Source organism: Neorhizobium sp. SOG26, assembly GCF_003491345.1.
Taxonomy (GTDB): Bacteria; Pseudomonadota; Alphaproteobacteria; order Rhizobiales; family Rhizobiaceae; genus Neorhizobium; species Neorhizobium turbinariae.
In genome coordinates, this window is sequence record NZ_CP025512.1 from 2,160,988 (window position 1) to 2,181,573 (window position 20,586).

At 62.9% G+C, this 20,586-nt stretch carries 25 protein-coding genes; 15 read left to right on the forward strand and 10 right to left on the reverse strand.

Annotated elements, in window-relative coordinates; genetic code table 11:
• The first annotated feature begins 117 nt into the window (after positions 1-117).
• Positions 118-1,914 (forward strand): ABC transporter transmembrane domain-containing protein, encoded by a 1,797-nt coding sequence (locus CYG48_RS10810; protein ID WP_118850384.1) that lies wholly within the window; start codon positions 118-120, stop codon positions 1,912-1,914.
• A gap of 44 nt (positions 1,915-1,958) precedes the next feature.
• Entirely contained in the window at positions 1,959-3,230 is a 1,272-nt protein-coding gene (locus CYG48_RS10815) for a glucoamylase family protein (RefSeq protein WP_118850385.1), read from the forward strand.
• On the opposite strand, the gene CYG48_RS10820 is transcribed toward CYG48_RS10815, so the two are convergent.
• The 4 genes from CYG48_RS10820 to CYG48_RS10835 all read right to left on the reverse strand — a co-directional run bounded on the left by CYG48_RS10820 (position 3,231) and on the right by CYG48_RS10835 (position 6,467).
• Complete coding sequence (locus CYG48_RS10820) at positions 3,231-3,446, reverse strand: hypothetical protein (protein ID WP_118850386.1); 216 nt, start codon at positions 3,444-3,446, stop codon at positions 3,231-3,233.
• A 3-nt stretch (positions 3,447-3,449) separates the two neighbouring features.
• A complete protein-coding gene (locus CYG48_RS10825; protein ID WP_118850387.1) occupies positions 3,450-4,481 on the reverse strand; it encodes a peptidoglycan -binding protein in 1,032 nt (343 codons plus the stop codon).
• Between the two features lie 3 nt (positions 4,482-4,484).
• Positions 4,485-5,534, reverse strand: a complete 1,050-nt coding sequence (locus CYG48_RS10830; RefSeq protein ID WP_118850388.1) for a flagellar motor protein MotA — start codon at positions 5,532-5,534, stop codon at positions 4,485-4,487.
• Between the two features lie 132 nt (positions 5,535-5,666).
• A complete protein-coding gene (locus CYG48_RS10835) occupies positions 5,667-6,467 on the reverse strand; it encodes an inositol monophosphatase family protein (RefSeq protein ID WP_118850389.1) in 801 nt (266 codons plus the stop codon).
• 221 nt (positions 6,468-6,688) lie between these two features.
• Between CYG48_RS10835 and CYG48_RS10840 the strand changes: the two genes are divergently transcribed.
• On the forward strand, positions 6,689-6,904 hold the full coding sequence (locus tag CYG48_RS10840) for a hypervirulence associated TUDOR domain-containing protein (protein WP_118850390.1): 216 nt from the start codon (positions 6,689-6,691) through the stop codon (positions 6,902-6,904).
• Between the two features lie 21 nt (positions 6,905-6,925).
• Here the strand turns inward: CYG48_RS10840 and CYG48_RS10845 are convergent, their stop codons facing one another.
• Positions 6,926-8,062, reverse strand: coding sequence for a tetratricopeptide repeat protein (locus tag CYG48_RS10845; RefSeq protein WP_118850391.1), 1,137 nt, complete (start codon positions 8,060-8,062; stop codon positions 6,926-6,928).
• A 9-nt stretch (positions 8,063-8,071) separates the two neighbouring features.
• Positions 8,072-8,725 carry a thiamine phosphate synthase gene (locus tag CYG48_RS10850; protein ID WP_118850392.1) on the reverse strand — a complete coding sequence of 218 codons (654 nt, stop codon included), beginning with the start codon at positions 8,723-8,725 and terminating at the stop codon, positions 8,072-8,074.
• 123 nt (positions 8,726-8,848) lie between these two features.
• Here CYG48_RS10850 and CYG48_RS10855 point away from each other — a divergent pair, with 123 nt between their 5' ends.
• Together CYG48_RS10855 and CYG48_RS10860 are read left to right on the forward strand one after the other, a co-directional pair.
• Positions 8,849-9,619 (forward strand): sulfite exporter TauE/SafE family protein, encoded by a 771-nt coding sequence (locus tag CYG48_RS10855; protein WP_118850393.1) that lies wholly within the window; start codon positions 8,849-8,851, stop codon positions 9,617-9,619.
• A gap of 86 nt (positions 9,620-9,705) precedes the next feature.
• Positions 9,706-9,966 carry an ArsR/SmtB family transcription factor gene (locus CYG48_RS10860; protein ID WP_118850394.1) on the forward strand — a complete coding sequence of 87 codons (261 nt, stop codon included), beginning with the start codon at positions 9,706-9,708 and terminating at the stop codon, positions 9,964-9,966.
• Positions 9,967-10,107: 141 nt separating this feature from the next.
• Here CYG48_RS10860 and CYG48_RS10865 read toward each other — a convergent pair whose 3' ends face one another.
• Positions 10,108-10,284: a YdcH family protein gene (locus tag CYG48_RS10865; RefSeq protein WP_118850395.1), complete on the reverse strand. Its 177-nt coding sequence runs from the start codon at positions 10,282-10,284 to the stop codon at positions 10,108-10,110.
• A 230-nt stretch (positions 10,285-10,514) separates the two neighbouring features.
• Here CYG48_RS10865 and CYG48_RS10870 point away from each other — a divergent pair, with 230 nt between their 5' ends.
• The 6 genes from CYG48_RS10870 to CYG48_RS10895 all read left to right on the forward strand — a co-directional run bounded on the left by CYG48_RS10870 (position 10,515) and on the right by CYG48_RS10895 (position 14,362).
• Positions 10,515-10,718: a YdcH family protein gene (locus tag CYG48_RS10870; protein WP_118850396.1), complete on the forward strand. Its 204-nt coding sequence runs from the start codon at positions 10,515-10,517 to the stop codon at positions 10,716-10,718.
• A gap of 10 nt (positions 10,719-10,728) precedes the next feature.
• Positions 10,729-11,226 (forward strand): 5-(carboxyamino)imidazole ribonucleotide mutase, encoded by a 498-nt coding sequence (gene purE / locus CYG48_RS10875; protein ID WP_118850397.1) that lies wholly within the window; start codon positions 10,729-10,731, stop codon positions 11,224-11,226.
• Positions 11,223-12,293 carry a 5-(carboxyamino)imidazole ribonucleotide synthase gene (locus CYG48_RS10880; RefSeq protein ID WP_118850398.1) on the forward strand — a complete coding sequence of 357 codons (1,071 nt, stop codon included), beginning with the start codon at positions 11,223-11,225 and terminating at the stop codon, positions 12,291-12,293. Before purE ends, CYG48_RS10880 begins: the two co-directional genes overlap by 4 nt.
• A 128-nt stretch (positions 12,294-12,421) precedes the next feature.
• Positions 12,422-12,547 (forward strand): type B 50S ribosomal protein L36, encoded by a 126-nt coding sequence (gene ykgO, locus CYG48_RS10885; RefSeq protein WP_003497670.1) that lies wholly within the window; start codon positions 12,422-12,424, stop codon positions 12,545-12,547.
• A gap of 99 nt (positions 12,548-12,646) precedes the next feature.
• A complete protein-coding gene (locus CYG48_RS10890) occupies positions 12,647-13,300 on the forward strand; it encodes a hypothetical protein (RefSeq protein WP_118850399.1) in 654 nt (217 codons plus the stop codon).
• A 21-nt stretch (positions 13,301-13,321) separates the two neighbouring features.
• Complete coding sequence (locus CYG48_RS10895) at positions 13,322-14,362, forward strand: alpha/beta fold hydrolase (RefSeq protein ID WP_118850400.1); 1,041 nt, start codon at positions 13,322-13,324, stop codon at positions 14,360-14,362.
• 70 nt (positions 14,363-14,432) lie between these two features.
• Here the strand turns inward: CYG48_RS10895 and pyk are convergent, their stop codons facing one another.
• Positions 14,433-15,872, reverse strand: coding sequence for a pyruvate kinase (gene pyk, locus CYG48_RS10900; protein WP_118850401.1), 1,440 nt, complete (start codon positions 15,870-15,872; stop codon positions 14,433-14,435).
• Positions 15,872-16,282, reverse strand: a complete 411-nt coding sequence (locus CYG48_RS10905) for a DUF1036 domain-containing protein (protein WP_245450474.1) — start codon at positions 16,280-16,282, stop codon at positions 15,872-15,874. The genes pyk and CYG48_RS10905 overlap by 1 nt, the downstream gene beginning before the upstream one ends.
• A gap of 253 nt (positions 16,283-16,535) precedes the next feature.
• On the opposite strand from CYG48_RS10905, the gene CYG48_RS10910 reads away from it, so the two are divergent.
• The 4 genes from CYG48_RS10910 to CYG48_RS10925 all read left to right on the forward strand — a co-directional run bounded on the left by CYG48_RS10910 (position 16,536) and on the right by CYG48_RS10925 (position 18,645).
• Positions 16,536-17,327 (forward strand): N-formylglutamate amidohydrolase, encoded by a 792-nt coding sequence (locus CYG48_RS10910; protein WP_118850403.1) that lies wholly within the window; start codon positions 16,536-16,538, stop codon positions 17,325-17,327.
• A gap of 19 nt (positions 17,328-17,346) precedes the next feature.
• A complete protein-coding gene (locus CYG48_RS10915) occupies positions 17,347-17,655 on the forward strand; it encodes a DUF1244 domain-containing protein (RefSeq protein ID WP_118850404.1) in 309 nt (102 codons plus the stop codon).
• 93 nt (positions 17,656-17,748) lie between these two features.
• A complete protein-coding gene (locus CYG48_RS10920; protein WP_118850405.1) occupies positions 17,749-18,021 on the forward strand; it encodes a DUF2312 domain-containing protein in 273 nt (90 codons plus the stop codon).
• Positions 18,022-18,138: 117 nt separating this feature from the next.
• Complete coding sequence (locus tag CYG48_RS10925) at positions 18,139-18,645, forward strand: hypothetical protein (protein ID WP_118850406.1); 507 nt, start codon at positions 18,139-18,141, stop codon at positions 18,643-18,645.
• A 49-nt stretch (positions 18,646-18,694) separates the two neighbouring features.
• Here CYG48_RS10925 and CYG48_RS10930 read toward each other — a convergent pair whose 3' ends face one another.
• Positions 18,695-20,554, reverse strand: a complete 1,860-nt coding sequence (locus CYG48_RS10930; protein ID WP_245450330.1) for a DUF882 domain-containing protein — start codon at positions 20,552-20,554, stop codon at positions 18,695-18,697.
• Positions 20,555-20,586: the final 32 nt, after the last annotated feature.

Below are 20,586 nucleotides of genomic sequence, written 5' to 3' on the forward strand. Positions count from 1 at the left end.
GCCGCTGACCGATCCGGCCACGGCTTCCCAATTCGATGCGGAGCCTATACAGGAAGGCCAGCCGAAGTACAAGTACCCGCGCGACCTGAAACCGCGCTCCCGCATGCCGAGGAAAAATTGGCCGAATCCCGAGAACAGCAGCCGAGAACCAAAGCCCTTAGACCGCTGACAAGGCTGCTTCCGTATCTTGCGCGGTATCGCTCGCTGGTCGCCGCCGCCGTCTTCTTCCTGATTCTCGCCGCCGCCACCACGCTTGCTCTGCCGCTGGCCGTCCGGCGCATGGTGGATCACGGATTTGCCGCCGCTGACGGCAGCTTCATCAACAACTATTTCGGCATGCTGATGGCGCTGGCGTCGATGCTCGCGGTCGCGAGCGCCATGCGCTACTATTATGTCATCACCATCGGCGAGCGCGTGGTCGCGGACCTGCGCCGCGAGGTCTTTGCGCATATCACCCGGCTGTCGCCTTCCTTCTACGACGTCAACCAGTCCGGCGAGATCGTCTCGCGGCTGACGGCGGACACGACGCAGATCAAGTCGGCGTTCGGATCTTCCGCCTCGCAGGCGCTGCGCAACACGATCCTCTGTCTCGGCGCCATGGGCATGATGATCTATACGAGCCCGAAGCTGTCTGCGCTGGTGCTCGGCGCGATCCCCTTGATCGTCTTTCCGCTGGTCGCCTTCGGCCGCTCCGTGCGTAAGCGCTCGCGCGCTGCCCAGGATACGCTCGCCGCGACATCCGCCTTCGCAGCCGAAGTGATCGGCGCCACCCGTACCGTCCAGGCGTTCGGTGGCGAGGCGACGGCGACCAACCGTTATGCTGGAACCGTGGAAGACGCCTATGGCGCGGCGCGGGCGGCCATCCGGGCCCGCGCGCTGCTGACCGGCTTTGCGATTCTCCTCGTCTTCGGCAGCATTGTCGGCGTGCTCTGGTACGGCGCCCAAAGCGTGCTCTCCGGCACGATGACAGCCGGGACGCTCGGCCAGTTCGTGCTCTATTCGGTGATTGCGGCCAGTTCGCTCGGCCAGCTGTCGGAGGTCTGGGGCGAGTTGTCAGCAGCCGGCGGTGCGGCTGAACGCCTGACCGAATTGCTGGAAGAAGTGCCCGCGATTCGCGACCCGCAGACGCCGACGGCACTTCCCGCCCCTCCACGCGGCCAGGTGGAGTTCGACGCGGTCTCCTTCGCCTACCCGACGCGGGTGAGCTCGATCACGCTCAACAACCTGTCATTCCATGTGAAGCCGGGCGAGACGGTGGCGATCGTCGGGCCGTCCGGTGCCGGCAAGAGCACCATCTTCTCGCTCCTCATGCGCTTCTATGATCCGGCATCGGGCACCGTGAAACTCGATGGCGTCGACCTGCGGCAGGCGCGGCTGGAAGAGCTTCGGGCGCGGCTGGCGATCGTGCCGCAGGACGTGACGATCTTTGCCGCCTCGATCCACGACAACATCGCCTTCGGCATGCCAGACGCCAGCCGCGAGGCCGTGCGTGCGGCAGCGATTGCCGCCCAGGCTGACGAGTTCATCTCGAAGCTCGACAATGGTTATGACACGCTCGCTGGCGAGCGCGGCATCACCCTGTCCGGTGGGCAGCGCCAGCGCATCGCGATTGCGCGCGCGATCCTGAAGAACGCGCCGGTGCTTTTGCTCGATGAAGCGACCTCGGCGCTCGATGCCGAAAGCGAAACGCTCGTCCAGAAGGCGCTCGACAGCCTGATGGAGGATCGTACCACGCTGGTGATCGCCCATCGGCTCGCCACCGTTCTGAAGGCCGACCGGATCCTCGTGCTGGAAGACGGCAGGGTCGTGGAAGAAGGAACCCACCAGAGCCTGGTGGCGCAGGGAGGGCTTTATGCCAAGCTTGCCCGGCTTCAGTTCCAGGACATCGAACAGCGCATGCCCTCCGCGGTCTGACAGAGCCGCCAAGCGGTGTCGCGTGACGCCATGTTGAAGCGCCCATGACGAGCCTGGACCCGCAGACATCGCCGCTTGACCTCTGGCTCGACGAGATCCAGTCACGGACCTTCAGGTTCTTCTGGGAAGGCGCCCATCCGCAAAGCGGCCTTCCCTTCGACAAATGTTTCGTCTCCGGCGCCCCCTCACCCAACATCATCTCGGTAAGCGGCGTTGGCTTCGGTGTGCTGGCGATCATTGTCGCGACGCAACGCTGCTGGATCAGCCGCAGAGAAGCGCTTGAGCGGCTGGCACGCATGTTGGAGCATCTCGCCCGCTCCCCGCGCTTCCACGGCGCCTTTGCGCATTTTCTCGACGGCACAACGGCCGACGCCATGCACTTCTCCAAAAAGGACAACGGCGGCGATCTTGTCGAGACCACCTTCCTGATGCAGGGGCTGATCTGCGCCCGCCAATACTTCTCCGGCGGCACGGAGGAGGAAGAGGCGCTCTGCTACCGCATCAACCGCCTGCTTGAGACGGTGGAATGGAACTGGTACACGCGCGGCGTCGATGATGGCCCGCTCTACTGGCACTGGAGCCCGAACTACAACTGGATCATGAACCTGCCGATCCGCGGCTGGAACGAGGCGCTATCAACCTATGTGCTGGCTGCCGGCTCGCAGGCCTTCCCCATATCGCCAGGCAGCTACCACAAGGGCTGGGCGCGCTCCGGGGAGATGCGCAATGGCGCAAGCTATCTCGGCACCCTCCTGCCACTCGGCGAGCCTTATGGCGGGCCCCTCTTCCTCGGGCAATACAGCTTCTGCGCGCTCGACCCGCGGGGCTTGAGCGACGCCTATTGCGACGATTACCTGGCACAGGGCGTTGCGCATGCCCGCATCAACCATGACTACTGCATGACCGTGCCGGAATATCGAGCCACCGGCGTCTGGGGTCTCACCGCATCCGAAGGCCCGCGGGGTTACGGTGCCTTTTCGCCGACCAATGACAAGGGCGTCATCGCGCCGACAGCCGCGCTTTCCAGCTTCCCCTTCCTGCCTGCGGAAGCCGAAGCGGCGATGCGCGCCATGCTGGGTTGCGGGCGGGGCAAACTCTATGGACGCTTCGGTTTCGTCGACTCCTTCAAGCCGAAGACTGGCTGGATGGCGCCGACTTATCTGGCGATCGACCAGGGGCCGATCATCGCCATGATCGAGAACTTTCGGTCAGGCCTGCTGTGGAAGCTGTTCATGAGCACGCCGGAGGTGCGGCGTGGTCTGTCGCGGCTCGGCTTCACCTCGACCACCCACGGCATCAGCCCTGCCGACGCCTGATCAGTCAGCGCGCTTGAAGGTCCATTTGACGATGTGCTTGCCGTTGCGCTTCGTCTTCGTCTTGATCTTGAAGGTGACCGGACCACCGAGCACTTCTTCGGCATCCGCGAATGCCTGCCGGGCATCGGCCATTGCCTTGTGATAGGTGCTGTTGTCGCGCTTCGGGCTGTCAGCGACTGCCTTCAGCACCGCGCTCATGTCTGGCTTTTCGGTCATGGCCTAGCGTTCCGTCAGCTTCAGCTCGATGCGACGGTTCTGCGACCGCGCCTCCGGCGTATCACCCGGCGCGATCGGCTGGAACTCGCCGAAGCCTGCCGCGACGAGACGGTTTGCCGGTACGCCCTTGGAGATGAGGTACTTCACCACGGAGGTGGCGCGCGCCGAGGAGAGTTCCCAGTTGTCGCGGTAGCGTCCGGTGCCCGACAGCGGTGCGTTATCGGTGTGGCCATCCACACGCAGCACCCAGTTGATTTCCGCCGGAATCTCCTTGGCAAGATCAAGCAGCGCGGTGGCGAGCTTGTCCATCTCAACCCGGCCAGCCGGATCGAGTTCGTTGCCACCGACGGGGAAGAGGACCTCAGACTGGAACACGAAGCGGTCGCCAACGATGCGGATGTTTTCGCGGTCCGAGAGGATTTCGCGCAGCCGGCCAAAGAAGTCCGACCGGTAACGGTTGAGCTCCTGCACCCGCTGCGCCAGCGCCACGTTGAGCCGTCGGCCGAGATCGGCGATCTGCGCCTGCGAAGACGCATCCTTCGCCTCCGATGCCTGCAGTGCCTGCTCCACGGCAGCGATCTGCGCCCGTAGCGCGGCGATCTGCTGGTTCAGCAATTCCACCTGGCTTGCCGCACGCGCACTGATCTGCTGTTCCTGGTTCAACTGGTTGGTAAGCTCGCCGATTTTTGCATTGGCGGCCTCGCTGTTGCCGGCGCCCTGGTTCAGCAATTGCTGGAGCCGCGAACGCTCGCTTTCGGCAGTCGCGAGCGACGACTGCAGGGTCACAAGCTGGTCCTCGAAATCCTGGCTGTTGCTCTTTTCCAGCGCCAGCAGTTCCGTCAATTCGGCGATCTGGCTATTCAGCCGGTTCAGAACCTCGTCGCGGCCGGAAATCTCGCGGCTGAGCAGGAACTGCGCCAGCACGAAGACGGTAAGCAGGAACATGATGGCAAGCAGCAGCGTGGACAGGGCGTCCACGAAGCCTGGCCAATAATCGACACCCCGCTCGCGACGGCGGTTCTTGCCGAGCGCCATCTGTTACCTCCCTCCGATCTTGTCGGAGAGCCGGTCGAGGGTGCGCCGCATGGCTTTCGATTCTTCCTGCTGGGCTTCGATCCAGTCGCGCAGCATCTGCTGTTCGTTGCGCATGTTCTTGACCAGCCCCTGGATGCCTTCGGCAAGATTGGCCATGGCCGAGAGCGACCGGTCGTTGGTCGCGCCGTCGCTTGAGCCCCTCGCCTGTGCGGCCGCCAGCGCCCGAAGCTGTTCGGTGAGCGCCCTCAACTCGGCCGAGGAACCAGTGGAGGCCACCGGTGCTGCGACCGGCATGTCGGAGCCGAGATCGGTCACCGAGGACAGCCAGTTTTCAAGCTCGGTATAGAAGCGGTTCTGGGCGCGCCCCGCCTGCAGGTCGAGGAAACCCAGGATCAGCGAGCCGGACAGGCCGAGCAGCGAGGACGAGAACGCTGTGCCCATGCCGCTCAGCGGCTGCGCCAGGCCCGATTTGATGGCGGCGAGCACGTCGTTTGAGCTGCCGGAGTTCGGGTCGAGCGCGCCAATGACGTTGCTGATCGAGCCGATCGTCTCGATAAGGCCCCAGAAGGTGCCGAGCAGGCCGAGGAAAACCAGGAGGCCGATCAGGTAGCGGGACGTGTCCCGCGATTCGTCGAGCCGGGTGCCGATCGAGTCGAGGATGGAGCGGAAGGCGGTGGTCGACAACGCCATCTCGCGACGGCTGCCAATCAGCGTGCGCATCGGCGCGAGCAGCTTCGGCTCTCGGCCGACCTTGTCAGCGCTGCCGGCGGCCCGGAAAGAATTGAACCACCGGACTTCCGGAACAAGCCCGATTACCTGGTTGAAGACCAGGATGATGCCAATCAGCAGGACGCCGAGGATCAGCCCGTTGAGGCCCGGGTTTGTCTGGAAGGCATGCGCTGCCTGTCGGTACAGGATGGCGGCGACGAAGCCGACGATGATCAGGAAGATCGCCATCGTCCACAGGAAGGAGGCGGGATTGGAGAGCTTGTACAGATAGCCACCGCGGCCTGTTTCCAACTCGTCCAAATCGCCCACTGTCGCATTCGCCATGACGCATTGTCTCCGGTACTAGGTTGCGCCGGAGGCTAGTGGAAAAATGCGACGAATTGAAGTGCGGAACCTGCGGAAAACAGTGAGATATCCCGCTCCTGCACCGCAAGTTCACTTCAATGGAGACTGAACTCAGCGTTGCGGTACAGGCCGGTTTGCGACTTCCAGCAGTGCCTTCTGGATGAGTTCGTTGCCGGCAACCACGTTGCCGCTCTCGAACATGCTGTTGGTGCCACGCATGTCGCTGACAAAGCCGCCGGCTTCACGGATCAGTACGAGGCCGGCTGCCATGTCCCAGGGCGACAGATCGGTTTCCCAGAAACCGTCGAGACGACCGGCGGCGACATAGGCGAGGTCAAGCGCTGCGGCGCCAAGGCGGCGAATGCCTGCGACTTCACCCATCACGTGGCGCAGTTCAACGAGGAACTTGCCGTGGTTGCCGCGGCCAAGATGCGGCGCGCCGCAACCGATGACGCAATCGGACAGAACGCGGCGGGCAGCCACGCGGATACGGCGGTCGTTGAGGAAGGCGCCGCCGCCCTTTTCCGCCGTGTAAAGTTCGTCCGTGGCCGGGTTGAAGATGACGCCGGCAACGATCTCGTTGTTGCGCTCAAGCCCGATCGACACGGCGAACTGCGGAATGCCGTGCAGGAAGTTGGTCGTGCCATCGAGCGGGTCGACGATCCAGCGATGGGCGCCGTCGGTGCCCTTCTCTTCGCCGCCTTCTTCGCCAAGGAAGCCGTAAGTCGGGCGCGCCTTCAACAGCTCGTCGCGAACGATCTTCTCAGCTTTCAGGTCAGCTTGGGAAACGAAGTCACTCGGCCCCTTCACCGAGACCTGCAGGTTCTGCACTTCGCCGAAATCGCGCGATAGCGACTTGCCGGCCTTGAGGGCAGCCTGAACCATGACATTGAGAAGGGCGGAGCGAGCCATGAAGGAAATCCTTGGGGAACCGTCTGCATGCGTGAGTGCAGAACGCTATTTTCTCATTCTTGATTGATGGGCGGCTTCATGACCACAAAAATGCGGGAAATTCAAGTCGCGCCGCGGCCTCATCAAGCATGGCAGCCATGTTGCGGGTGCCGGAGATGCTCCAATTCGGAACGATGGGGCTTTGCCGACGTTGCGCAGGTTCACGTCCTATGGAGCGATCAATGAGCGAGAACCTGAAGAGCGGCGACAAGGTGACCTGGAACACCAGCCAGGGCAAGACCGAAGGCAAGGTCGTCAAGAAGCAGACGAGCCCGACCAAGATCAAGGGCCACGAGGTGAAAGCCTCCAAGGACAATCCAGAATATATCGTTGAAAGCGCCAAGAGCGGCAAACGTGCCGCCCACAAGCCGGACCAGTTGCACAAGACCAGCCACTGACCTGGTGATCAGCCTGAAGGATCAGCCGCGGCGGAACCGGTTCGCGGCCTCGATCGCCTTCTTCTGGGTTTCCTCGTTGATGCCGAGGTAGAAATCTTCCAATTCCGGATCCTGCAGCCCGGCGCGGCGTGACAGGACATACCACTTGGCCGCCTCGACCGGATTGGGGCGGGTGCCGAGCGCATTGATGTAAAGATGCGCGAGCTTGTTCTGGGCCGCAACATTGCCACGGCTTGCGGCAATCTTGATCCACTGGAAGCCCTTGTCATAGTCGCGCTCGCCGGCAACGCCGTTGACGTACCACAGGCCCATATCGAGCTGCGCGGTATCGAAACCGGCCTTCGCGGCCCGTTCCAGCCAGGTGCGCGCCTGCGCCTTCTTTTCCTCCGGCACGTCCTTCAGCGTCAGGTAAAGCTGTGCCACCGCATATTGCGCATCTGCAACGCCCTGTGCGGCCGATTTCTCGTAAAAGGGAAGCGCCAGCCGCAGCCCCTTTTCGCCGGGGTTCTCGGAAACCAGGATCTGCGCCCAGTTGAACTGCGCAGACGAATTGCCAGCCTCGGCTGCCTTGCGCATGTATTCGTCGGCGAGCTTCTTGTCGCGCGGCACGTCGCGGCCGGACATCAATAACAGCGAATACTGGAACATCGCGGCCGGATCGCCGCCCTCGGCGGCTTTCTGGTACCAGAAGGCAGCAGCCTTCGTGTCGCGCTTGACCCCCTGCCCCTTCGTTGTCATTTCGGCGACGAGCGTCTGCGCGGCGGCATCACCTTCACCGGCGCGTGTCAGTGCCTTGTCGAGCGCCGTCAGGTAAAGCCCGCGCTGGTAGGCGCCGTAAGCTTCATCAATCGGGCCGTTATACGGCTTTTCCGGCGGAGCAGGCGGAAGGGCAGCCCCCATGCGCTGGTAGACGTTGACGCCGCTCGACGGGACGATGCCATCGGGCTGGCTGTCAGCCGGCTGGTTACCCTTGGCAGCTCCCGCAACAGGCTGGGTTTCCACCCGATCGCTCTTGATGGGCTGGTTGTCAGGCTCGAGCGGGCGCGTGATCGCCTTCTGGTCCGATTGGGACAAGGCAGCAGGCGGCAAAGAGGTGAGCGCAGCCAATGCCACGCCCAGACTGCCGGAAATCACACGCAAAGATCGGTTCGAACCCATGGGCAGCCATCAAGCCTCAAACCGTGGCGCTTTTTCGTCCAGCAAGGCGTTGACGGCAGCGACAGCGGCAGCGCTTCCTTCGGGATGGGAGAAAACAGCGCTGCGAAGCGCCACGAACTCGGCGCCGGCTTCGGCGACAGCCAGTGCGGAAGAGAGATCCGTGCCGCCCATGACGATGCAGGGAATCTCGATCATCGAGGCCCACCATTCGCCGAGCGCCAGGTTCTTCGGATGGGCTTCCGGCTTGATGTCGCCGTCAAGCTTGCCAAAGAAGATATAGTCCGGCCGCAGCTCGCCGACCTCCAGCGCCTGGTGCCGGTCGGAGGCACCACCGGCGCCGACGATCATCTTCGGCGCATGTTTTTCGATCGCCTCGCCCAGTTCCTCGACATTGCCGGCGATGTGCAGCCCGTCAGCCTTGGTGCGACCGGCAATTCGGGTATCGCCGGCGACCAGGGCCGCAGCACCTGCATCCTGGATGATCGGGATCAGTGTCTCGGCGCGTTTCTGGAACACCTGGTCGTCCGAACCATATTGCGGAACGATGACCGAGGCGACATCGCCGGCTGCCAGCGCGGCTTCGAGGTTTTTCGCCTGTTCGGCAAGATCCTCGGCCTCCGGTACGATCAGGACCAGTCGGCAGCGCTCTTCCATTTTACTCATCTCATGTCCGTTCAGCGGATAAGGAGACAAATCCGCGCTCGTGTTCTGTTCACAAGTTCGATAAACCGGACCGATTGAAGGATCAACCGCCCCGCCGCCGCTTAGGTCTGCACTGCACCCCTGATGACCGATTCCCTGACACTTGCCTTTTTCACCTTTGCCGTTCCGGCCGTGCTGCTTGTCGGCCTCTCGAAGGGCGGCATCGGCGGCGCGATCGGCCTGCTCGGCGTGCCGTTGATGTCGCTGGCGGTCGATCCCGTGCGGGCGGCGGCGATCTTCCTGCCGATCCTCATCGTCATGGATATCGTCGCTCTGTGGTCATGGCGGCACTATAACGACCGCAAGACGCTGTTGATGATCCTGCCGGGCGGCGTCATCGGCATTGCGCTCGGCTGGGCGACCTCGGCCTATGTGTCCGACAACGCGCTGCGGCTGGTGATCGCCACCGCCACCATCCTCTTTACCGTGCGTTACTTCTGGCAGGTCTATGGACCCCATTCACGGGTGCCGCGGGAGCCCCTGCCGCATCGTCCGGTCGCGGCAACCTTCTGGGGTTCGCTCTCGGGTTACGCGAGCTTCGTTGCACATGCCGGCGGCCCGCCGTTCCAGATCTACGTGCTGCCGATGCAGCTTGACCCGAAGGCCTATACAGGCGCCAGCATCCGCTTCTTCGCCATTGTCAATGCGGTGAAGGTGATCCCTTACTTCTTCCTCGGGGCGCTGGACCGGGAGAACATGTTCATCTCGATGACCCTGCTGCCGGTGGCGCTTGTCGCGACCATGCTGGGGGCCGCTGTCGTCAAGCACCTGAAGGCCGAAGTCTTCTACCCGATGACCTATGGCCTCGCCTTCTTCGCTGGCCTCAAGCTGTTGTGGGATGGGTTGTTCGGCTGACACGCCAAGCACAGCTGGCGTCGGCGCACTTGCTGCGACGCACAATGCGTCTTGTCGCATAGGTGCGTTTGGCTTAGGCTGCCGCCATGAGCTCTTTGGATCCCTTTGCAGCCATAGCTGATCCGAACCGGCGATATCTGCTGGAAGAATTGCGCCGCGCGCCAAAGACGGTGAATGAACTGGCGCAGGGCCTGCCGATCAGTCGGCCGGCGGTGTCACAGCATCTGAAAGCCTTGCTGGACAGCAATCTCGTGACGGTGAAGAACCACGGCACGAAGCGCATTTATTCGGTCAATACCAAGGGCTTCGACCGCATGAACCTGTGGCTTGATCAATTCTGGTCGTGACCTTCGGTGTGCAAGTCACTCTGTTGGAGTCCGTCAACCACGACCAGAATCTTTAGTTCTTAAGGCTTGGATTGTTTTTGCCGCTGTCGGGCCCGTTCGCGGTTGGAACATGGGCTAGCGGCTCGTTTCTCCTTGAGAGAGTTAGTGACGCGTAGAGGCTTTGAGACGCTGCAGCTCATCCTTGAGGCGCAGCTTGCGGCGCTTGAGATCGGCGATTTCCCGATCGTCCGCGGAGGGCGAAGCAAGAATGCTTTGGAGCTCCTCCTCGAGAGCACCATGCTTCTTTTCAAGCGATGCGATATGAGCCTGGACGGTCATGTGGCATGTTCCTCCTTGGTCCACCTGCCCCGACAATCCTTTCTGCCGAGGCTTCAGGTTTACATTAGCAGTGTGACATGATCGGGCACGTTTGTCGAAGGAGAAATCGTGGCTTGATGCGGGCAAATTCATGGCGCCGGCTAACTTCCAGTTAACGCGGTTTGATGGTAGAGGCTTGCGCAATTGACCGGCAGATCGGAAATGGCTGGTATGAGAATGGGGATTGAACCATGGCTGACCAGGAACAGGCGGATATCCGGCTGACACTCGCAAAGCTTCGCCAGGAGCACGAGGATTATGACGCCGCCATCAACGCCATGATCCAGGTCGGCTCCGAGGCGCTTCGCATTCAGCGGATGAAAAAGAAGAAACTGGCCATCAAGGACAAGATGAGCCAGCTTGAAGACCAGATCATTCCCGACATCATCGCCTAAGAGGCTCGACATGGCTGAAAGACCTGCCGTTGCTATCATCATGGGCAGCCAGTCCGACTGGGAAACCATGAAGAATGCTGCCGACACGCTGGAGGCGCTCGATATCGGTTACGAGGCCCGCATCATCTCGGCGCATCGCACGCCCGAACGGATGATGAGCTTTGCCAAGGGTGCCCGCGACGAAGGTTTCCAGGTCATCATCGCCGGTGCCGGCGGTGCCGCCCACCTGCCGGGTATGACGGCGGCGATGACGCCGCTTCCGGTCTTTGGCGTGCCGGTGCAGTCCAAGGCGCTTTCGGGCCAGGACAGCCTGCTTTCGATCGTCCAGATGCCGGCCGGCATTCCGGTCGGGACATTGGCGATCGGCCGCGCCGGCGCCATCAACGCCGCCCTGCTGGCAGCCTCCGTGCTCGCGCTCAATGACGACGGCATCGCCGAGCGGCTCGATGAATGGCGTGCCCAGCAGACCGCCGCCGTCGCAGATTATCCGATCGACGAGGCTCTATGACCATTTCCACCATCGGGATCATCGGCGGCGGCCAGCTTGGTCGCATGCTGGCGATCGCCGCCGCCCGGCTGAACTTCCGCACCATCATCCTGGAGCCGCAGGCCGATTGCCCCGCCGCCCAGGTCGCCAATGCCCAGATCGCGGCGGCCTACGATGATCCGGCAGCACTTGCCGAACTTGCCGAGCGCTGCGACGTCGTCACCTATGAATTTGAGAACGTGCCGGTCGCGGCGGCAGAAGCGCTGCAGCACGCCGTTCCCGTTTATCCTCCGGCCAAGGCGCTGGAAGTTTCCCAGGATCGCCTTACCGAAAAACGCTTCCTGAACGCCTGCGGCATCCGCACGGCAGATTTCCGCGCCGTCGACAGCCAGGAGGACCTCGAGGCGGCGCTTGCCGAATTCGGCGGCAAGGGTGTGCTGAAGACCTGCCGCATGGGTTACGACGGCAAGGGCCAGCGCGTATTCCGCTCCACGGATGACAGCCCGGCCGGCGCATTCGGGGCCTTGGGCTCGGTGCCGCTGATTCTCGAAAGCTTCGTTCCCTTCGAACGCGAGGTGTCGATTATCGCCGCCCGCAGCCGCGACGGCGATGTTTCATGCTACGATCCGGCAGAGAACGTGCACCGCAACGGCATCCTCCACACCTCGACCCTACCGGCGCGCATTTCGGAATCAGCTGCGGCCACGGCGCGCGACTCGGCCAAGAAGCTTCTCGATGCGCTCGGTTATGTCGGCGTGATCGGCATCGAATTCTTCCTGATGAGCGACGGCACGCTGATCGCCAACGAAATTGCCCCGCGCGTCCACAATTCCGGCCACTGGACGGAAGCGGCCTGCGTGGTGTCCCAGTTCGAGCAGCATATCCGCGCCGTTTCCGGCCTTTCGCTCGGCGATCCGGCCCGAAATTCCGACTGTGTCATGACCAACCTGATCGGCGACGACATCAACGACGTGCCGGCCTGGCTCGCCAGGAAGGACGTGCTCGTCCACCTCTATGGCAAGACGGAATCCCGCCCCGGCCGCAAAATGGGCCACGTAACGGAGTTGAAAAAGCCGTCACAAGGTTGACACGCAGGGTGGCTCGGGTTATCTGCACGCCCAACCGGAGCGCGCCCCTCTTGTCTAAAAATTGGCGGCGCGCTTTTGATTGATAGAGACAAGCGGCTTCAACGCCCACAGACTGCTGGACCAGTACAATGAAGATCAAGAACTCGCTTAAGGCGCTCAAGGCTCGTCACCGCGATAACCGTCTGGTTCGCCGCAAGGGTCGCGTTTACATCATCAACAAGCAGAACCCGCGCTTCAAGGCTCGCCAGGGCTGATATGTCGGCTGGCCGCAGCTTTTAGTGGCCGCTGATCAAATTGTCGGTAGTGCGACAATTCGGGTTTGACCTCCAGCGCATGCGGATTACCTTGTCCGCATGCGCTATTTTCGTTCGACGATCCTGATTCTGCCTGCAATCTTGGCAGCCCTTCCCGCGTTAGCCCAACCGGTGATGGCTCAGTCGGTCGTGCCGGAAACGACCCTGCCGGATCCGCCGAAGAATGCGGCGCCGCAATCGACGCCGGCCGAAACCGCACCCGCGGCAAAAGCCGCCAAGCCGATCGATCCCCTGTTCGAGGCACTGAAGCGCGAGCGCAACCCGGACAAGGCGCGCGGCATCGCCACGCAGATCATGACCGATCTCAACGACTCGGGCAGCGCCACCGTGAACCTCCTGATGCAGTGGGCTGCCACCGCCATCAAGGAGAAGCGCAATGCCGCGGCACTCGACTTCCTGGATCAGGTGACGGTGCTCGACCCTGCCTATCCGGAAGGATGGAATCGCCGCGCGACGCTGCATTACACGATGGGAAATACGCGCAAATCCATGGCCGACATCGCTGAGGTCTTGAAGCGTGAACCCCGGCATTTCGGGGCGATTGCGGGCATGGCGGGCATCCTGATGCAGTCCGGCAAGGACGAGTTGGCGCTGAAGGCCTGGGAGGACTACCTCGCGATCTATCCGGCCGACCGAGACGCACAGGAGGCGGTGACCAAGCTGTCTGAAAAGATCGCCGGCAACCGCACCTGAGACGCGCGACTCGCTGACGCGATGATCCTCATTCCCCTGATCCTGCTCGGCATCCTTGCTGCGGCTTTCGGCTTCACCACCTGGAAGGCGCGTGCGATCGAGAAGGCCCACCCCAATATCGGCGAACTGACCGATGTAGGCGGCTTCCGGATGAATGCCGTGCATGTTCCGCCATCACCCAATGCCGACCTGCCGCCGATCGTATTCATCCATGGCGCCAGCGGCAACCTGCGCGACCAGCAGGCGACGTTCCGTCCCATGCTGGAGGGGCGCGCGGAGATGCTGTTCGTCGATCGTCCGGGCCACGGCTATTCGGAGCGCGGCGGGCCGGAGAACGATTTTCCGGATGGCCAGGCCGACGCAATCGCGCGGCTGATGGATAAGCGCGGCATCGACAAGGCGATCATCGTCGGCCACTCCTTTGGCGGCGCCATCGCCGCAAGCTTTGCCCTGTACCACCCGGAGAAGACGGCAGGCCTTCTCTTTCTTGCGCCGGCGACACATCCCTGGCCGGGCAGCATCGACTGGTACTACAAGCTGACGGCGCGCCCGGTGCTTGGCCGCCTGTTCCGCCACCTGCTGGCGCTGCCTGCCGGGCTACTGATGATGGATGGCGCCACCCGCTCGGTCTTTTCGCCTAACCCGTGCCCCGCTTCCTATAAGGACGATGGCGCGCCGGCGCTCGTGCTGCGGCCGGCAACCTTCCGCTACAACGCGATCGATGTCGCCAACCTCAACGGTTACGTGACGCGCGTGGCGCCACGCTACCGGCAGATCAAGGCGCCGACGGTGATCATCACCGGCGATCAGGATGCTATCGTCGCCGAGGAAATCCATTCCGTCGGGCTGGCGAACGATATCGCGGGCTCCGAACTTATCTGGATCCGCAACCTTGGCCACAAGCCGGATTACGTGGCGACCGATGTCGCGGTGGCGGCGATTGAAAAGCTGTCCGGCTTGCCGCGGGATCTCCAGTCCGCTGCAGCGCTGGCCGAAGCACGCATAGCACGGCATGCACAGGAGCCGGCACCCGCCCTCGACCTTGCCATCGAAAAGACCTGACCGGTCTGCGCCACAAATGAAAAAGCCGCCGGATCGCTCCGACGGCTTTAGCAGCTCAATTTGCGTGGCGTCAGATGCCCGTCTGGCCGTCCGAGCCGATATAGGCGATGCGCAGCATGTTCGTCGCGCCCGGCGTGCCGAGCGGAACGCCGGCGGAGATGATCAGCCGGTCGCCGGGATTGCCAAAACCTTCGGAGACGGCGATGCGGCAGGCGCGGTTCACCATGTCGTCGAGGTCGGTTGCATCCTGCGTCACGACGCAGTGCATGCCCCAGCAGAGCGACAAGCGACGCGCCGTCTGCACGATCGGCGAGAGCGCGATAATCGGCACATTCGGCCGCTCGCGCGAGGCACGAAGCCCCGTCGTGCCGGAGGACGTATAGGTGACGATGGCGGCAAGCCGCAGCGTTTCGGCGATCTGGCGGGCAGCGAGTGAAATGGCATCGGCGCCGGTCGCTTCCGGGGTCGCGCGCTGGGCATAGATGATGCTCGGGTAAAGCGGGTCGTGCTCCACCTGCCGCGCGATCGACGCCATCATTGCAACCGCTTCGACCGGATACTGGCCGGAAGCCGATTCAGCCGATAGCATCACGGCATCGGCGCCTTCAAACACGGCGATCGACACATCCGATACTTCTGCGCGCGTCGGCACCGGCGAGGAAATCATCGATTCCAGCATCTGCGTGGCAACGACAACCGGCTTGCCGGCCCGGCGACATGCGCGCGTCAGCTGCTTCTGGATGCCCGGAACCGCCTCGATCGGCATTTCGACGCCAAGATCGCCGCGGGCAACCATCACGGCATCGGAAAGCTCGATAATCTCGTCGATCCGCTCGAGCGCCTGCGGCTTTTCGATCTTCGACATGACGCCGACGCGACCGCGGGCGATCTTGCGCACTTCCGCAAGGTCATCCGGACGCTGCACGAAGGACAGCGCCACCCAGTCCACCTCATTGGTGGCGAGCGCGGCATCGAGGTCGGAGCGGTCCTTCTCGGTCAGCGCGCCGACGCCAAGCAGCGTATCGGGCAGGCTGACGCCCTTGCGATCGGAAATGCTGGTGCCGGCAACCACGGTGCAGACGATCTTCGTGCCGTCCGCCTGTTCGGCCTTCAGCGCCAACTTGCCATCATCGATCAGCAGGCGGTCGCCGGGCTTCACGGCTTCCAGGATTTCGGGATGCGGCAGGAAGACGCGCGTTTCGTCGCCCGGTTCGTCGCGGTTGTCGAGCGTAAACGTCTGGCCGGCCGTGAGCGTCACCTTGCCGGCGGCAAACTTGCCAACGCGCAGCTTGGGGCCCTGCAGGTCGCAGAGAATGCCAATCGGGCGGCCGCAACGTGCTTCGACCGAACGGATCCGGCTGATCAGGGTGCGCATCATGTCATGGCTGGAATGGCTCATGTTGATGCGAAAAAGGTCTGCTCCCGCCTCATGCAGCTTCTGGATCATATCCTCTTCGGAGGATGCAGGTCCCAGCGTCGCTAGGATCTTTACTTTGCGGTAGCGCCTCATCAATTCTGGCCTTCTTGCGTGCCGGGCGTATCGGAAAGCTGAACCATCCAGCTTCCCTGACGTCCTGTATCATATTCCTTGAAGCCCATGCGCTGGTAGCCACGGGCGAAACAATCGTTGACGCCGACGATCTTGAACTCGTTCTCCGCGACGCACATGTTGATATTGCCGGTCCAGCGGCCACCACGAGCCGCGTCTTCGGCGTATAGATAATAATATCGCGACTTCAACTCGCCTTCGATGAGCGTCGCGCAGGTGGAGGCAGGCACCTGCCACCACCCCTCCGTGGTCCAGCCCTCCGCGGCGCGGTAACCGATGGCGACGCCGACGAGGTTCTGCGTTCCGTTGCACACGCGGAAATCGGCATGCGCGGCAGTGGCGACGAAAAGCGGGCCACCGGTGGCAACAATCGCGCCGAGAACGGGAACGGAAAGAAGGGAGCGAACTGCGGATCTTGGGGATTTTTTCGACACGGTTTCCGTCAGGACTCCATGGTTATTGGTGAAGCACTTTCTCGCAAGGCGACACCTGAAAGTCAACGCAAGTCTAATCGATTAGCCCGATCCCCTGCGATTGCCCTTCAACGGCCACCGCCGCTTGCGTCGCCCGCCTGCTCGTGCAACTAACGTTGCTTTCCCAGACCTCAAGACGCCACCCCGCATCATGCAAGACTTTGCACCTTTCGAGATCATAGACGGCGATTATGACCGAGGCATGGTGCTTCTGGCCGATCACGCCATGAACCGGCTGCCGCCCGCTTATGGCAGCCTTGGCTTGCCGGAAGCTGCCTTCGGGCGGCACATCGCCTACGACATCGGCATTGAGGGGCTGACGCGGGTGCTCGCGTCCCGCCTCGGCATTCCCGCCGTGCTCGGATGTTTCTCCCGCCTGCTGATCGACCCAAACCGCGGCGAGGACGATCCGACGCTCATCATGAAGATTTCCGATGGCGCGATCATCCCTGGCAACCACCCGATCACCCAGGAAGAATGGGACCGGCGGCTCGACACCTACCACCGCCCCTACCACCGCGCCGTTGAGGAAACGATCGCCAGGGCGCAGACGCCGCAGCGCGCGCCGCTGGTGCTCTCGCTCCATTCCTTCACGCCGTTCTGGAAGAACTTCGCACGGCCGTGGCATGCCGCGGTCCTGTGGGATACTGACGACCGCGCCGTGCTTCCGCTGCTGGAAGCGCTGCGGGCGCCGGGCGATCTCGTGATCGGCGACAACGAGCCTTACGACGGCGCGCTAAAGGGCGACACCATGTACCGCCATTGCATGATGACCGGGCGGCCGCATGCGCTTCTGGAAGTGCGCCAGGACCTGATCGCCGACGAGGATGGCATCGCCGCCTGGGCAGAAAGGCTTGCCCCCATCTTCAATGCGCTCAACGCAAACCCCATCTTGCACGAATACAAGATCTTTCCGTCGCGCACCGGGCCCTACCCCGCGTGACTGGCACAGGAGGCGCTTCATGACCGAACTCAGCAGACAACAGCAGACCGAATTCGAGGCCGCTGCTTTTCGCCGCCTGGTGCAGCACCTGCGCGAGCGCACCGACGTCCAGAATATCGACCTGATGAACCTCGCCGGCTTCTGCCGCAACTGCCTGTCGAACTGGTACAGGGACGCGGCAACCGAGGCAGGCGTCGATTTATCGAAGGATGCCTCCCGCGAAATCGTCTACGGCATGCCCTACGAAGACTGGAAAAACCTTCATCAGAAAGAAGCGGATAGCGCTCAAAAAGCCGCATTCGACGTCAACAAACCCGCGCATGGCTGAAATGACGCGGGTGATCGATTTGGCTTGACCTCGGCGCCGCTTTTCGGCAGTTGACCACCACGCAGATAAAATTCCCAATATCAGGAGACACCGATGTCTGATGCTCATGGCGTCGCCCGCGACCAACTCCGCGCATTCGTTGAGCGCATCGAGCGTTTGGAAGAAGAAAAGAAGACCATCGCCGACGACATCAAGGACGTCTATGGCGAAGCCAAGTCGATGGGCTTCGACACAAAGATCCTGAAGAAGGTCATTGCCCTTCGCAAGAAGGACGACCAGGAGCGCATGGAAGAGGACCTGATCCTCGATACCTACCTCGCAGCGCTTGGCATGATCGAAGGCCCGCCGGAGCAGGACGCGGCCTAAAACCGGGATCCGATCCTGACCAGAGCCCGCCACTGGCGGGCTTTTTCATGTCCGCCTCGGTCTTTAGGCCGCGAAACCTTTCCGTTGCATGCGCGTTGCTATGTCGAAGGAGTCGACATGGCCACATCTTACGAGTTTCATACCCGTGATCCGGACAAGCTTTCCGACAGTGAAGTGCTTGCCGCCGCCCATGAACGTGTCGAAGCCTATCTTGCCTTCCTGCGCAGTGAACGTCTCGGAAACGATGTCATCGACGTGAGCGAGCTGCCATGCAGCAAGGTCTCCCTGGAGAACTCGATCCGGCTGGTGATCGCTACCGAGCCGCGCAAGCCGGTCCGCCGGCGCCTTGCCTCTGCCGGCCTGACGCTGGCGCAGTTCCAGCCGGACGTTGGGGCGCGCGTGTCGATCGAGCCCGCCTACGGCGTCAACTCCAAGACGTCACAGTCCTCTGCACGGGCCTTCAGCCGCTTCGATGCGGCGCTGGAGCGGATGGCGAAGGATATCGACCGGCTGCGCAGGCTCTTCGTGCAGTCGGAAGCCATGGCCGAACGGGGTTTCGAGCAGCCGAACATGGGCCCGCCCTTCAAGGAGGACGGCACCTATACCTGGTATGGTCATCACTGAGTGAGTATTGCCGCCGCCGACACCCGTCGACGGCGAAGCTTGCGATCGCTTAGTTGCTCGGCCCGCTGAACCGTGCCGGGTCGATCGCGGCTGCCTTGGCGACCGGCTTGAAGCCGCCGCTCGTGTAGCCCGCGGCATATTCGCTGTTGAGCGTGCGCGTCACGACGCGCGGCGCCTTCATCGAAGCGGTCGCCTCGGCGCGGTTGTTGTTGAGCGCCCACTTGGCCAGCATGTCACCGGTCAGGCCGTTGTTCTTGGCCGCGTCACCCGATGCGCGCGCCGGGCGGCCGCCCTTGCTGACGCTCGGCATGGCGCCGACCGAAGCGGAAACGGTTGGCCGTGGCGCATCAAATGCGTCGCCGAACTGCATCGACCGGTTGGACGAGGACTGGATCACCTTCGGCGAAACGGCAGCCGTCTGGACCGGGCGCTGTGCCGGCGTCGGCTGTGGCACCGGCGCCGCGGCAGCCGGAAGCGGGGTCGCAGTCGCAACCTGGCCGCTTTCCACGCTCTTTGCGAGCGCTGCAACCAGTTCGGCCGTCAGTTCCTGTTCGTTGTCGGCATCCGGCGTCTTGGCCGCCATCACGCTCGAACCTTCAGCCGCGGTGGCGGGCCGCTGGAGCGGCGTTGGAACGGCCGCCAGTTCTTCCGGCAGCGGCATCTGGGCCAGTGAGGCCGTCGTCACCTCTTCCGCGTCACCCTTCAGGCCGCGTGGGCCAAGCAGGGTCGGAACCGGGATCTTGTAGGCGGCAAGGTCGACAAAGCCGGAGTCAGGCTGCTGCTGCGGCACCGGAGCTGATGCCTGCATGGCGAGCGCTTCCTGAGCGGCATTTCGGGCCGGAGAATAAAGTGCGGTTGCAAGGCTGCCCGGTGCGGCATCCGAACGGAAGGCGGGACGCGACAGCGGAACCGGCGCAGTGATCGCCTCCTCCACCTGCTTGGGAGCAGGCGCGGCAGATGCAACAAGCGTCGGCGCTTCGACGGGCTCCGGTGCGGGCTTGGCCGCCGGTGCCGGACGCCGTGCCGTGGCCGGTGCATTGCTTTCTTCGTTGTCTTCCTCCTCGTCGGCACCGCCGCCGCCAAACAGGAAGGCAAGCAGGTTCGGCTGGCGACGCGGCGTGGAATCGCCACGAACACCGCCCGCCGTGCTGGCGATCTGGATCGAGTCGGAGCCAACGCGGCGCTTGTAGTCGGCGAGCGCCTTGTCGTAGCCCGGCAGCGGCTTGCCGTCGGCCGGCAGGTGGATCGTGTTGCCGTTCGGGAAGATCTGCACCAGTTCCTGGCGCGTCATCCGCGGCCAGGCGCGCACGCCGCCAACATCAAGATGCACGAAGGGCGAACCGGATTTCGGATAATAACCGACGCCGCCAACCTGCATCTGCATTGCAAGCGCGCGCAGCGTCGAGAGCTTTACGCCCGGAATATAGAAGTCCATGGCCTTGCCGAGCATGTGCTGGCTGTTCTTGGCAACGCCGGTATTGCGCGAACGGGTCCGCAGCATGTTGTTGGTTGCCGGAGAACGATAGGCCGAAACCACGTGGATGTAATCGGTCGCGCCCGAGCGGCGATAAACCTCCCAGACGAGATCGAACAGCCGCGGATCCATCTTGGCAGGCTCGTTGCGGCGCCAGTCGCGCAGGAACTGGTTGATCTGCGCCAGGCCCCGGCTGTCGAACTTGCCGTTGCGCTTGAAGGTGATGGTCGCCTTTTCGCCCGTATGGACGAAATAGAGCTTGAGGCTCTTGTCCTGTGCGGAAGCGGCATTCGCGGAGAAAAACAGCACCGGCAACAAGGCAGAAGCGACGACGCCTGCTGCCACAACGCGTTTGGTGAGCTTGGCGATCAGCCCTGAAAGCCTGCCGCGCCCTGTCTCACCCGAAGGCGTTTGTTCTGCATGATAATCCGGCAAAACGATCCCCGTCCTGTCGACAACGTCCCACG